This is a genomic window from Roseivivax sp. THAF197b (assembly GCF_009363255.1).
Lineage (GTDB): Bacteria > Pseudomonadota > Alphaproteobacteria > Rhodobacterales > Rhodobacteraceae > Roseivivax.
In genome coordinates, this window is the sequence record NZ_CP045318.1 from 3133263 (window position 1) to 3146790 (window position 13528).

A 13528-nucleotide genomic window follows, 5' to 3' on the forward strand; every position below is an offset into this window, starting at 1 on the left:
TCCGATGACCGCCCCACTCGACCTGCCGTTTGACACCGACGAAATGCTGGACGGCCTGCGTCCCTGGATCGAAACCGAAAGCCCGACCTTCGATGCGGCGGCAGTGAACCGGATGATGGACCTCGTGCAGCACGAGATGGCGGCGCTGGGCGCGCGCGTGGAGCGTATCCCGGGGCGCATGGGGCTCGGCGACAGCGTTCGCGCGACCATGCCCCATCCCCGCGCGGGCGAAGGCGGCATCCTGCTTTTGGGGCATATGGACACCGTGCATCCGCTGGGCACCCTGAAGACCCTTCCCTTCAAGCGCGAGGGCGCGATCTGCACCGGGCCGGGCCTGATGGACATGAAGGGCGGCAATTACGTCTATCTCGACGCGCTGCGCAAATTGCTGGCCGCCGGGATCGACACGTCGCTGCCGGTCACGGTGCTCTTCACCCCCGATGAGGAGATCGGCACGCCCTCGACCCGCGCGCTGATCGAGGCGGAGGCCAAGCGCCACCGGTTCATCCTCGTGCCGGAACCGGCGCGTCCCGATGGCGGTGCGGTGATCGGGCGCTACGCCATTGCCCGGTTCAACCTGCAAACCCGCGGGCGCCCCAGCCATGCGGGTTGGGCGCTGGCGGACGGACGCTCCGCCATTGCCGAGATGGCGCGCCATGTGGCGATCATCGAGGGCATGACGACCGAGGATTGCACCTTCTCGCTCGGGGTTATCCATGCCGGGCAATGGGTGAATTGCGTCTCCAGCGTCTGCGACGCCGAGGTGCTGAGCATGGCCAAGACGCAGGAGCTGCTCGATGAAGGCGTCGAGAAGATGCTCGCGCTGAACGACGACAGCGGCGACGTCATCATGGAGGTTCGGCGCGGCGTCACCCGCCCCGTCTGGGAGCCGGATCAGCCCGGTACCATGGCGATGCTGGATCTGGCGAACGACATCGCCGGTGAGATCGGCTTCCAGATGACCGGCCAATCCGCGGGCGGCGGGTCTGACGGGAATTTCACCGGCTTTCTGGGCCTGCCGACGCTCGATTCCATCGGGGTGCGCGGCAAGGGGCTGCACACGCTGACGGAGCATATCGAGGTCGACAGCCTCGTTGAACGCGCGCGCTTGGCCGCGGGGCTCTTCACGCGGTTGGGCACCTGATGTCGGAGGCGCTGTCGCGGTCGATGGAAATCACGAAACACGTGGTCGAGACCGATCGCGGCGTCGTCGCCGCACAGCACCGTCAGGCCGCTGAAGCGGGCGCCAACGTGCTGGCCGCAGGCGGCGATGCGGTCGATGCGGCGGTGGCCTGTTCCTTTGTCTGCGGCGTGCTCGAGCCGTGGATGTCGGGACCCGCGGGCGGTGGCGGGGCGATGCATTGGCGCGCCGATACCAGCACAGCGCATGCGCTGAATTTCGGAATGTCGGCCCCTGCGGCGCTGGACGTCGCGGACTTCCCGCTCTCGGGCGACGGGCTCGCGGGTGATCTCTTCCCGTGGGAGCGCGTGGTGGAGGATCGCAACGTGCAGGGCGCGCGGGCGGTTGCGGTTCCGTGCGTGGTGGCCGGGCTTGAAGCGGCGCATGAAAGATGGGGGCGCATGCCCTGGGCAGAGCTTTTGCAGCCCGCCATCACCCATGCGCGGCGCGGCATGGAGGTCGATTGGTTCGCCGCCCTCATCATCGCAAGCGCCGCGCGCGATCTGGCGCAAGACCCGGATGCCGCAGCGCAATTCCTGGTCGAGGACAGGTTCCCGCGGTCCTTTTCCTGGACGGCGCAAGGCTCTGACCGGATCGATCAATCGCGCATGGCCGACAGCCTCGACATCCTCGCGCGCGAGGGTGCCGGGGCCTTGCACGGGGGCGATCTGGGGGCCGCACTCGCCGCTGATGTCGCGGCCAAGGGCGGCTACCTCAGCCGTGAGGATCTGGCCGCCGCGACACCGCGCTTCGAGACCCCGCTTAGGGTAGACTACCGCGATGCCCGGTTCGAGGTGCTGCCCGGTCTGACAGCCGGGCCGACCTTCGCCCATGCGCTGGCGCATCTGTCGGACGTTGCGCCCTCCACGCTGGATGAGGCGCGTCCCGCCCATGCGCGCGCACTTCTTTCGGCCTACCGGGATCGCCTGACAAACATGGGGCACGACGGCGAAATTCACGCAGCACCGGGATCGACGACGCATTTCTCCGTCGTGGACCGGGAGGGCAACATGGTCGCCCATACCCAGACCTTGCTGTCGGTCTTCGGCGCGCGGGTTGTCTCGCCCTCGACGGGGCTGCTCTTGAACAACGGGATCATGTGGTTCGATCCGGTGCAGGGGCGCCCCAATTCGCTGCAACCGGGTGCGCCCTGCCTCATGAATATCTGCCCGGCCCTTGGCCATGCGGGCGGCATGCGCGTGGCCTTCGGGGCGGCGGGCGGGCGCAAGATCGTCTCCGCCGTGGCCCAGCTTGCCGCGCTCTTCGCCGATTTCGGCATGGACCTCGGGGCGGCCTTCGCCACGCCCCGCATCGACGTCTCCGGCCCGGAGCGGATCGTGGCCGATGACGCGCTGCCGGACGCGGTGATCGAGGCCCTGCGCGCAGTTGCGCCCACCTCGACCGTGCGCCGGTCGGTCCTGCCCTACCCGTTTGCGATCCCGTCCGCCGTCTCGACGCGGGACGGGCGCCAGGCTGGTACATCCGAGGTCATGGCCCCCTGGGCCGATGCTGTTGCGGAGCCTGCGCGGTAATGCAAGGTCTCTCCGTCGCGTTCGGAGGAGCGGCAGCGCTGTCCGAGAGGCGCATTGCCCCCGCTGTCACGCAGGGATTTTCGCGCTGTCGCCACCCCGCCCGGCAGTCTTTGGCCCACACACGGCGACATTGGTGATAGCGTGACCGGATGACCCGACCCTTTCTGGACAATACCCGCGCCCGTCATCTGTTCCTCGATCTTCACATGCTGTTGCGGCCGGGTTCCGGGTCCGGCCGGGACAAGGATCTGGACGGGGTGCTGCACAGCCTCGGCTTCGTGCAGCTCGACAGCGTCAATACGCTGGCGCGCGCCCATGACCTGATCCTGTGGTCGCGGCGCGGACAATACAGGCCCGCCGCGCTCGAAAAAGCGGTCGCGCGGCATCGTTCCGCCTTCGAACACTGGACACATGATGCGGCGGTGATCCCGATGCCGTTCTACCCCGTCTGGCGGCTGAAATTCGCCCGGGATGAGGCGCGGATGCGGGCCCGGTGGTCGGATGCGCGCCGTCCGGGATGGGAGGCGGAGATCGACGCGGTCCTGAAGCATATCGACAATCACGGCGCGGCCTGCTCGCTCGATGTCGGCGACGTTGAGAAACGCGCCTCCTCGGGTTGGTGGGACTGGCATCCGTCGAAGACCGCGCTGGAATTCCTGTGGCGCTCCGGACGGCTGGCCGTGTGCCATCGCCGCGGATTTCGGAAGTTCTACGATCTCGCGGAACGGGTCATCCCCGAAGATTACCGCGCGCGCCGCATGGACGATGCGGAGATCGTCGATTGGGCCATGTCGGAGGCTCTCGCGCGGCTGGGCTTCGGCACCAGCGGGGAGCTGGCGGCCTTTTTCGACATCGTGACCCGAAGCGAGGCGCAGGCCTGGTGCGCAGAGGCGCTTGGCTGCGGGCGCATCATCGAGGCGGATATCGAGATGGCCGATGGATCTCGGCGCCGCAGCTTCACCACGGAAGCGCTCCTGGAGCATGTACATACCCTGCCCGCGCCGAGCACACGAGTGCGGCTGCTGTCACCCTTCGATCCGGCCTTGCGCGACCGCGCGCGGGCCGAGCGTCTGTTCGACTTCCATTACCGGATCGAGATCTTTGTGCCCGAGGCGAAACGCCAATACGGATATTACGTCTTTCCCGTCCTGCAGGGCGACCGCCTGATCGGCAGGCTCGACGTCAAACGCGCAGGCCAAGCGCTCGTCCTGCGCGCCTTTTGGCCGGAGCGTGGCGTGCGGATGGGCAAGGCGCGCACATCCGGCTTGATGTCGGAGCTGGACCGGGTCGCGCATTTGGCCGGGACGGACGAGATCCGATATTCGCCGGGCTGGCTGCGCGGCTGATCCGCCGGGCTACGGCGTGACGGGGGCAAGCGCGCGGGCCAGCGCAGCAGATCCACCCCGCGCGCCGCTCAGACCCGTGTCAGAACCAACGCGTTGCGCCTTGCCCGCCCCGCGTCATCCGCATTTGCTGTGCCCGCAGGAGGCGCAGGTCATGCAGCCCTCGACCATGCGCATCTCGTATTGGCCGCAGGAGGGGCAGGCCTTGCCGCGCGGCGCATCGAGATTGACCACCGCCGCCTGCGGGTCGGATTTGAGGCCCATGCCTTCGCCTTCGAGGAAGCCGATGGCAATGAGATGCTGTTCGATCACCCCGCCGATCGCGGCGAGGATCGAGGGGATGTATTTGCCCTTCACCCAGGCCCCGCCACGCGGATCGAAGACGGCCTTGAGTTCCTCAACCACGAAGGACACGTCGCCCCCGCGGCGGAACACCGCCGAGATCATCCGCGTGAGCGCCACGGTCCAGGCGAAATGCTCCATGTTCTTGGAGTTGATGAACACCTCGAAGGGGCGACGGCGTCCGCCGATCACCGTGTCGTTGATGGTCAGATAGATCGCGTGCTCGCTGTCGGGCCATTTCAGCTTGTAGGTTGCACCCTCCAGCGTCTGCGGCCGCTCCAGCGGTTCGGACATGTAGACGACTTCCGCGCTGCCGTCGCCCTCGGAGACGAGCACCGGCTTCTCGGCGCTTTTCGGCTCGGAATCCGACACGGACAGGACCGAGCCCGTCACATCGTTCGGACGGTAGGTGGTGCAGCCTTTGCAGCCCGTCTCGTAGGCCTGCATGTAGACGTCCTTGAAGTCCTCGAAGCTGATATCCTCGGGGCAGTTGATCGTCTTCGATATGGAGCTGTCGACCCATTTCTGCGCCGCCGCCTGCATCTTGACGTGATCGAGCGGGCTGAGCGTCTGCGCGTTGACGAAATGGGCGGGCAGCTCGGCGTTCGTGCCGAACTTCTCGCGGTAGAGGTTCACGGCGTAATCCACGACCTCCTCTTCCGTGCGGGTCCCGTCCTTCTGCAGCACCTTGCGGGTGTAGGAATAAGCGAAGACGGGCTCGATCCCCGAGGACACGTTGCCCGCGTAAAGGGAAATGGTGCCGGTGGGCGCGATGGAGGTCAGAAGCGCGTTGCGGATGCCGTGTTCGCGGATCGCGTCGCGCACATCCTCATCCATGTTCATCATGTTGCCCGAGGCGAGATAGGCGTCGGCATCGAAGAGCGGGAACGGCCCCTTCTCCTTGGCAAGCTCCACCGAGGCGAGATAGGAGGCCCGCGCGATCTGCTTCAGCCAGGCTTCGGTCTGGGCCGCCGCCTCGTCCGAGCCATAGCGCAGCCCCAGCATCAGGAGAGCATCGGCCAGCCCCGTGACGCCGAGGCCGATACGGCGCTTGTTCTGCGCTTCCTGCCGCTGCGCCTCGAGCGGGAAGCGCGAGGCGTCGACCACGTTGTCCATCATGCGAATGGCGGTCGCCACGATGGTGTCGAGGCGTTCGGGATCCAGCTCGGCATTTGCCTCGAACGGATCCGTCACCAGCCGCGCGAGGTTCACCGATCCCAGAAGGCAGGCGCCATAAGGCGGCAGCGGCTGCTCGCCGCAGGGATTGGTGGCCGCGATGGTCTCGACGTAGTTGAGGTTGTTGGCCTCGTTGATCCGATCGATGAAGATCACGCCCGGCTCGGCGTAATCATAGGTCGCCCGCATGATCCGGTTCCACAGGTCGCGCGCCTTGAGCGTGCGGTAGACCTTGCCGCCGAATTCCAGATCCCAGTGCGCATCGGCCTTCACCGCCTCCATGAAGGGATCGGTGACGAGAACCGAAAGGTTGAACATGCGCAGGCGCGCAGAATCGGCCTTGGCGGAGATGAAATCCTCGATATCCGGATGATCGCAGCGCATCGTCGCCATCATCGCGCCGCGGCGCGAGCCCGCGGACATGATCGTGCGGCACATCGCGTCCCAGACATCCATGAAGGACAGCGGTCCCGAGGCATCGGCGGCCACGCCTTCCACCAGCGCGCCCTTGGGCCGGATCGTGGAGAAATCGTAGCCGATGCCCCCGCCCTGCTGCATGGTCAGCGCGGCCTCCTTCAGCATGTCGAAGATACCACCCATCGAATCGGGAATGGTGCCCATGACGAAGCAGTTGAAGAGCGTCACCGAACGGCCCGTACCCGCACCCGCCGTGATGCGACCCGCGGGCAGGTACTGGAAATCCTCGAGTGCGGCATAGAACCGGTCTTCCCAAGTCTTGGGATCGTCCTCGACCTCGGCCAAGGAACGCGCGATCCGACGCCAGGTCGCTTCCACATCGGTATCGATGGGGGTGTCGTCCGCCTCCTTCAGGCGGTATTTCATGTCCCAGATCTGCTCGGCGATGGGGGCGGCGAAACGGCTCATGGTGATGATTCTCTCACGGCTGCGGCAGGACAGGGGTTATCCACAAGGGTTTGAAGACCGTCGCGGAGGGACCACAATATAGGCCAAGGAGATGGCATTTGCCATCACGAATTGCCGCGCTTTTCCGGGGGGATCATGGGGCAGGACGTCACACATCTGATGAAGCTGAGCGCCGGGACCGAAAGCGTCGAGACGCTGAGCCGGTGGCAGGCTTCCGCGCGCGCCAAGGGGGCTGATGGGTTGCCCCGTCACGTCACCCGGATGTGGCCCAAGAAGGAGGCGGAGATCCTCGCTGGCGGCTCGATCTACTGGGTCATCAAGGGCTTCATCCAGTGCCGCCAACGCATCCTGCGCCTCGACGAGGTCACGCGCGAGGACGGCATACGCCGCTGCGCGCTGGTGCTCGACCCGGAATTGGTGCGCGTGGCCCCAGCACCACGGCGCCCGTTTCAAGGCTGGCGCTATCTCGATCCCGAGGATGCGCCGGGCGATCTGGCGCCCGCGCGCGCCGAGGACGATGATCTGCCGCCGGAGCTCGCGGGCGCGCTGGCCGAAATCGGCGTGCTCTGAGCCATCTGCCCTGCGACGCGCCCGGACCGGACCGGGGCGAGGGGGCCGTCTGCCCCCTCGCGCTCCCCCGAGAGGTATTTCCGGTCCGGTCGTGACAGGGCGTGGTCCTGTCATGTCGACCTGGGACACGCGGGCGGTGGGATCGCGGTGTGCCCATGGCCAGAGGTCTGTGCGCAGGGGAACACCGGCGCGTCTGGTCTTTCGGGCCCCAGCGCATAGGTTTGCCACAACGCAACGCTTTCGAGACGCGAGGATCACCATGAGCTACACGCCCCCTGAAGTCTGGACCTGGGATGCCGAGAATGGCGGCACTTGGGGCAGTCTGAACCGCCCCATCGCAGGCGCCACGCATGACAAGGAGCTGCCGGTCGGCAAGCACCCCTTCCAGCTCTACTCGATGGGCACGCCCAACGGCGTGAAGGTCACGGTGTTGTTCGAGGAGCTGCTGGAAGCGGGCATAAGCGAGGCCGAATATGACGCCTGGCTCATACGCATCGGCGATGGCGATCAGTTCGGCTCTGGCTTCGTCGAGGTCAATCCGAACTCGAAGATCCCCGCCCTCGTGGATCGCTCCGGCGACACACCGATCCGGGTTTTCGAATCCGTCGCGATCATGATGCACCTGGCCGAGAAGTTCGGCGCGTTCATGGGGCGCCCGGAGGACCGGCCGGAATTGCTGTCCTGGCTGATGTGGCAGATGGGATCGGCCCCCTTCCTCGGCGGCGGGTTCGGGCATTTCTACGCTTACGCGCCGGAGCCGATGGAATATCCGATCAACCGCTACGCGATGGAGACCAAGCGCCAGCTCGACGTGCTCGACAAGCATCTTGCCGACAAGGACTTCATGCTGGGCAATGAGTATTCCATTGCCGACATGGCGATCTGGCCCTGGTATGGCCGCATGGTGCAGGGACAGGCCTATAATGCGGGCAAGTTTCTGTCGGTGCATGAATACAAGAACGTCATTCGCTGGGCCGACGCGATCGAAGAGCGTCCGGCGGCACGGCGGGGCCGCATGGTCAACCGCACCATGGGCGAGCCGCACGAGCAGCTCCACGAACGTCACGACGCGTCGGATTTCGAGACCCGGACGCAGGACAAGATCGGCACCGAGTGAGCGAAACGGCCAACGCGGCCCAGCAGGATTTCTGGGGCGGGGATCCCGGACGGCGCTGGGTCGCGCATCATCGCGACCTCGATATCCTGCATGACGTGGTGCGCGCGCGGCTGATCGCGCGCGCGAACCTCTCGGTCGGCGCGAAGGTGCTCGACGTGGGCTGCGGCGGCGGCGCGACCACCCTTTCGGCTGCGCGCGAAGTGAGCGCGACGGGGCATGTGGACGGCATAGACATCTCTCAGCCGCTGCTTTCCGTGGCCGAGGCCGCGCGCAAGGCCGCCGCACTCGATCACGTGAGCTTTCACCATGCGGACGCGCAGACCTACCCCTTCGCGGCGCGCTATGACGTGATCCTGTCGCGCTTCGGCGTGATGTTCTTCGACGATCCGGTCGCGGCCTTCGCCAATCTGCGCCGCGCCCTGACCCCGGGCGGACGCTTCGTCGCGGCCACCTGGGCCGCCGCCCAGCACAACCCGTGGTTCTCGACCGCACGCAAAGCCGCGGTGGCGCGCCTCGGCGCGCCTGCGCCCGGCGATCCCGACGCACCGGGTCCGATGGCGCTGCAAGACCCGGACCGCGTGCGCCAACTACTAACCGATGCGGGCTTTCAGAACATAGACGTGGCGCCCGAGGATATCGTCCTGCACCACCCCGAAGGCTGGGACGCGGCGCTGCGGCTTCTGCCCGCCATTGGCCCCATCGCGGGTATCATGCGCGAACGGTCGGGCACAGGCGAGGACCTGGATGCGATCCTTTCGGACATGCGCACGCGCTGGAGCAGCTACCTGACAGCCGACGGGCTGCGCCTTCCCGCCCGCATCAATCTCGTGACGGCAACGCGCTGATCCGCGCCACCCGCGCGTCCCACCTGCGGTCCTTGCGCCAACCCGATGTTACGACCGGACCATAAATACCTCCGGAGAGCGCGAGGGGCTGGCCCCTCGCTCCGCCCCCGCCACAAGAAAAAGGCCGGTCCCGAAGAACCGGCCCTTCTCAAACGCACGATGGCCCGCCTTACTGAAGCGCGCCCATCACCGCCTCAACCGCGTCGCCGCCATCGAGGGTCGTGACACCGTCGAGCCAGCCTTCGACGACACCGGTATTGGCCGACATCCAGGCGGTCGCGGCCTCGTCCGGGTCGGTCCCGTCATTCAGGATCGCGCCCATGATCTCGTTTTCCATCGCCAGCGTGAATTCGAGGTTCTGCAGAAGCGTGCCCACATTCGGGCACTCTTCGACCAGACCCGCGCGGGTGTTGGTGTAGACCGTCGCACCACCCAAGTTCGGGCCGAACCAGTCGTCGCCGCCTTCGAGATAGGTCAGGTCGAAATTGGCGTTCATCGGATGCGGTTCCCAGCCGAGGAAGACGATCGGCTCGTCGCGATCGGACAGACGGCCCACTTGCGCCAGCATGCCCTGTTCGGAGCTTTCGCGGATCGAGAACTCCGACAGGCCGAAGGCATCGGCTTCGATCATGTCGAGGATCAGGCGGTTGCCGTCATTGCCGGGCTCGATGCCGTAGATCGTCTCGTCCAGCGCATCGGCATTGGCGGCGATCGCCTCGAAGCTGTCGATGCCGAGGGCGGCACCGGCGGCATTCGTCGCCAGCGTGTATTTCGCACCTTCGAGGTTCGCGCGCACGGTCTCGACGGTGCCTGCCTCGCGGTAAGGGGCGATATCGTTTTCCATCGTCGGCATCCAGTTGCCGAGGAAGATGTCGATGTCGCCATCGGCCATCGAGGTGTAGGTCACCGGCACGGACAGGACCTTGGTTTCGGTCTCGTAGCCCAGCGCCTCCAGCACGACAGTGGTCGCGGCGGTGGTGGCGGTGATGTCGGTCCAGCCCACATCCGCGAAGGTCAGCTCCGAGCAAGCCTCCTGGGCCTGCGCCGCACCAGCAGCAAGGCCCAAGGCAAGGATGGAGGTGAGGGTCGTTTTCATGGTCATACTCTCCCAAATTTCGGGGTTAGCCGTCATGGCGCAGATCATGCGGGTTTTGACTCGCGAGTCAAAGAGGTTTCCGGCATCACGACGCGCATGGCTGCAAGCGACTGATATCTCGTAAAAAAGAGGCGATCACAGATCGAGGAGCGCGATCATTTCGGCCAGCGTCGCGCGGTCCTGATCGGTCAGATCCGCCTTGCGCGCGCGGAACAGCGTCGCCTGGCTTTTCAGGATCGGCTCTTCGCTCAGAACCTTCAGATGATTGGCGCGCAGCGTCTCACCCGTCGAGGTGATATCGGCGATGGCTTCGGCGGTCAGGTTCTTCACCGTGCCTTCGGTCGCCCCCTGGCTGTCGACCAGCGCGTAATCCGCGACACCGCCGTCGCGCAGGTGATCCCGCACCAGCCGGTGATACTTGGTGGCGATCCTCAGCCGGAAGCCATGCCGCGCCCGGAAGGCCGCCGCGGCCGCATCCAGATCGTCCAGCGTCTCGACATCCACCCAGGCCTGCGGCACGGCCAGGATCAGGTCCGCATGACCGAATCCCAGCTCGGCCAGCGGTTCGACCTTCTGGTCCCACTGCACCAGCTTTTCGCGGACGAGATCGGTGCCCGTGACGCCAAGATGAATGCGGCCCGCCGCCAGTTCGCGCGGGATCTCGCCCGCAGACAGAAGAACCAGCTGCACGCCGTCGATGCCCTCGACAGCACCCGCATATTCCCGCTCGGAGCCTGTCCGGCTCAGCGTGATGCCGCGCGCGCCGAACCACTCGAACGTCTTTTCCATCAACCGGCCCTTGGAGGGCACGCCCAGTTTCAGGCTCATGCCACGCCCTCCAGAAGCAGGGTCAGGTCGGGCCGGATCACGCCGCCCACGGCCGGAATTGACCGGCCGGCACCCAGCCGGGCGGTCAGCGCATCATAGCGCCCGCCGGTGGCCAGAGGCGGCAGATCGACCCGTGTCTCCGACGCGAATCCGAAGACGAAGCCGTCGTAATATTCCATCGAGGTGCGCCCGTAGGAGGCCTCGAACCCGAGCGCGTCCACATCCACGCCCCGCGCCGAGAGGGCTTCGCAGCGCCGTTCGAACCGGGCGACCGCGGCGCGCAATTCCGGCGCATCCATCGCGATATGCTTGAGATGCTCGAGCGCGAAGGGGCACGTCTCGGAGACCGACAGCAATTCGTCGATCATCCCGAGCTCGGACTTGGAGAGCGGCGGCTCCTTGGCGTCCGCCCGCAGCGTCTCGATCCGGGCTGCGATCTCGGCCTCGCCCCGAAGCCCGATCAGCGGGCCCGCCCCCTCCATCGGATCTGCCGCGGCCAGAAGGGCGGCACGCGCATCGGATACGGGCGTCCGGCCCGCGTAACGGTTCAAGAGCGCCCGGAAGCGCCGGGGCCGCCAGATATGCCGCATCAGGGCGGCGCGGCGTGCCTCGGAGGTGCGCAGGCCCGCCACGGCCGCGGTCAGGATGCCGATATCGCCCGTGACCGCGCGCACGGGGATATCGCCCAGCGCCTCGGCAATCGCGACGAACACTTCCGCATCGGCGGCCTCGGGATCGGCCCGATCGAAGACCTCGTAGCCCACCTGCTGGTATTCCGATGCGCGTTCGGGGTGGTCCTCCTGGCGTCGGAAGACCTCGCCGGCATAGGTGTAACGCGCAGGTTCCGCCCCACCCGCCATATGCATCTGCACGACGGGCACGGTGAAATCGGGCCGCAGCATTTGCTCGCCCCGTACGGGGTCCTGGGTGACATAGGCGCGCGCGCGGATATCCTCGCCGTAAAGGTCGAGCAGCGTCTCGGCCGGTTGCAGGATGGCGCAGTCGATGACAGCCGCGCCGCGGGCAGCGGCGAACCCGTCCCTGAGCGCCATGGCCCGGTCGCGCGCGGCCCCTGCGACGTCCTGGCTCATCGCTGACTGTCCAGGATCTCTTGCACCTTGGCGACCATCTCGGCCCGCGGCACTTCGAATTGCGACGGCCGTTCCTGCCATTCCTCGAGCGTGGCGGTCTCGGCGATCTTGGCCCCGAGGATCAGATCCTTGATCTGCACCTTGGCCTGATCGAATTCATCCGAACCCGCGATGATCGCCACCGGAGAGGCGCGCTTGTCCGCATATTTGAGCTGGTTGCCGAAATTCTTCGGATTGCCGAGATAGACCTCGGCGCGGATGCCTGACGCGCGCAGCTCCGCCACCATCGCCTGGTAATCGGCCATGCGGGCGCGGTCCATGACGGTCACGACGACCGGTCCCGCAGCCTCGCTGCCAAGGCGGCCCTTCTCGCGGAGCGCGGCGAGCAGCCGGTCGACCCCGATGGAGACGCCCGTTGCCGGCACGGCCTGCCCGGTGAAGCGCTTGACCAGATCGTCATAACGTCCGCCGCCCGCAACCGAGCCGAATTGCCGCTTGCGGCCCTTCTCGTCGAGGATCTCGAAGGTAAGCTCCGCCTCGAAGACGGGCCCGGTGTAGTAGCCCAAGCCCCGCACGACGGACGGATCGATGATGATGCGGTCCGGGCCGTAGCCCTGGGCGGCGAGCAGATCCGCGATCTGCGACAGCTCCTGCACGCCCTCGGCGCCGACGGGGCTTTCGCCCACGGCACCGCGCAGGTTCGCCAGCGTCTCCTCCGCGCTCGCCCCACGGGAGGTCAGGAAGGCGATGACCGGCTCGGCTTGCGCGGGCTCCAGCCCGACACCGTCGATATAGGCGCCCGACGCGTCGAGACGGCCCTTGCCCAGAAGCTCGCGCACGCCCGCTTCGCCGACCTTGTCGAACTTGTCGATGGTGCGCAGCACGGCGTCGCGGGTGGCGTCCTCCGCCACACCCATCGCCTCCAGCACCCCGTTCAGCACCTTGCGATTGTTGATCCGCACCACGTAATCGCCGCGCGGAATGCCAACCCCCTCCAGCGCGTCACACAGCATGGCGCAGATCTCGGCATCAGCGGCGACCGAAGGCGCGCCCACCGTATCCGCATCGCATTGATAGAACTGCCGGTAGCGGCCCGGGCCGGGCTTTTCGTTGCGCCAAACAGGCCCCATCGCGTAGCGCCGGTACGGCGTCGGAAGGTCGTTGCGGTGCTGCGCGTAGACCCGGGCGAGCGGCGCGGTCAGGTCATAGCGCAGGGCGAGCCAATCGCCCTTGCCGTCTTCTTCGCCTTCCTGCCAGGCGAAGACGCCCGCATTGGGCCGGTCGACGTCCGGAAGGAACTTGCCCAGCGCCTCGACGGTCTCCACGCCCGCGCTTTCCAGCGCATCGAAGCCGTACATGTGGTAGACTTCGGCAATCCGGGCGAGCATGGCCTGCCGCTCGGTCACCTCGGCGCCGAAGTAATCCCGGAAGCCTTTCGGCGTCTCCGCCTTCGGACGGGGCTGTTTCTTCACTTTGGCCATGGTGTAAGCCTCGGGCTGACAGGGGGTGTTTCCGCGCGGCAT

General features: G+C 66.7%; 11 protein-coding genes. 6 read left to right on the forward strand and 5 right to left on the reverse strand.

Annotation, left to right across the window (positions count from 1 at the left end; all coding sequences use genetic code 11):
• Window positions 1-4 precede the first annotated feature (4 nt).
• The 3 genes from FIV09_RS15095 (at window position 5) to FIV09_RS15105 (ending at window position 4058) form a co-directional block, all read left to right on the forward strand.
• Complete coding sequence (locus FIV09_RS15095) at window positions 5-1144, forward strand: M20/M25/M40 family metallo-hydrolase (protein ID WP_152451142.1); 1140 nt, start codon at window positions 5-7, stop codon at window positions 1142-1144.
• Window positions 1145-1167: 23 nt separating this feature from the next.
• Window positions 1168-2712 (forward strand): gamma-glutamyltransferase, encoded by a 1545-nt coding sequence (locus FIV09_RS15100; protein ID WP_254702240.1) that lies wholly within the window; start codon window positions 1168-1170, stop codon window positions 2710-2712.
• Window positions 2713-2861: 149 nt separating this feature from the next.
• Window positions 2862-4058 (forward strand): winged helix-turn-helix domain-containing protein, encoded by a 1197-nt coding sequence (locus tag FIV09_RS15105; protein WP_152451146.1) that lies wholly within the window; start codon window positions 2862-2864, stop codon window positions 4056-4058.
• Between the two features lie 114 nt (window positions 4059-4172).
• Here the strand turns inward: FIV09_RS15105 and FIV09_RS15110 are convergent, their stop codons facing one another.
• On the reverse strand, window positions 4173-6458 hold the full coding sequence (locus tag FIV09_RS15110) for an adenosylcobalamin-dependent ribonucleoside-diphosphate reductase (protein ID WP_152451148.1): 2286 nt from the start codon (window positions 6456-6458) through the stop codon (window positions 4173-4175).
• A gap of 135 nt (window positions 6459-6593) precedes the next feature.
• On the opposite strand from FIV09_RS15110, the gene FIV09_RS15115 reads away from it, so the two are divergent.
• The 3 genes from FIV09_RS15115 (at window position 6594) to FIV09_RS15125 (ending at window position 8990) form a co-directional block, all read left to right on the forward strand.
• Window positions 6594-7028 carry a DUF1489 family protein gene (locus FIV09_RS15115; protein WP_152451150.1) on the forward strand — a complete coding sequence of 145 codons (435 nt, stop codon included), beginning with the start codon at window positions 6594-6596 and terminating at the stop codon, window positions 7026-7028.
• Window positions 7029-7287: 259 nt separating this feature from the next.
• Window positions 7288-8145: a glutathione-dependent disulfide-bond oxidoreductase gene (yghU, locus tag FIV09_RS15120; protein ID WP_152451152.1), complete on the forward strand. Its 858-nt coding sequence runs from the start codon at window positions 7288-7290 to the stop codon at window positions 8143-8145.
• The gene (locus FIV09_RS15125) at window positions 8142-8990 is read left to right on the forward strand and encodes a class I SAM-dependent methyltransferase (protein ID WP_152451154.1); all 849 of its coding nucleotides are present in this window, start codon (window positions 8142-8144) and stop codon (window positions 8988-8990) included. Before yghU ends, FIV09_RS15125 begins: the two co-directional genes overlap by 4 nt.
• 169 nt (window positions 8991-9159) lie before the next feature.
• Here the strand turns inward: FIV09_RS15125 and choX are convergent, their stop codons facing one another.
• From choX to hisS, 4 genes are all read right to left on the reverse strand, one after another.
• Window positions 9160-10092 (reverse strand): choline ABC transporter substrate-binding protein, encoded by a 933-nt coding sequence (choX, locus tag FIV09_RS15130; protein WP_152451156.1) that lies wholly within the window; start codon window positions 10090-10092, stop codon window positions 9160-9162.
• A gap of 129 nt (window positions 10093-10221) precedes the next feature.
• Window positions 10222-10914, reverse strand: a complete 693-nt coding sequence (hisG, locus tag FIV09_RS15135) for an ATP phosphoribosyltransferase (RefSeq protein ID WP_152451158.1) — start codon at window positions 10912-10914, stop codon at window positions 10222-10224.
• A complete protein-coding gene (locus tag FIV09_RS15140; RefSeq protein ID WP_152451160.1) occupies window positions 10911-12005 on the reverse strand; it encodes an ATP phosphoribosyltransferase regulatory subunit in 1095 nt (364 codons plus the stop codon). The genes hisG and FIV09_RS15140 overlap by 4 nt, the downstream gene beginning before the upstream one ends.
• Window positions 12002-13486: a histidine--tRNA ligase gene (hisS, locus tag FIV09_RS15145; protein WP_152452649.1), complete on the reverse strand. Its 1485-nt coding sequence runs from the start codon at window positions 13484-13486 to the stop codon at window positions 12002-12004. Before hisS ends, FIV09_RS15140 begins: the two co-directional genes overlap by 4 nt.
• Between the last annotated feature and the right edge of the window lie 42 nt (window positions 13487-13528).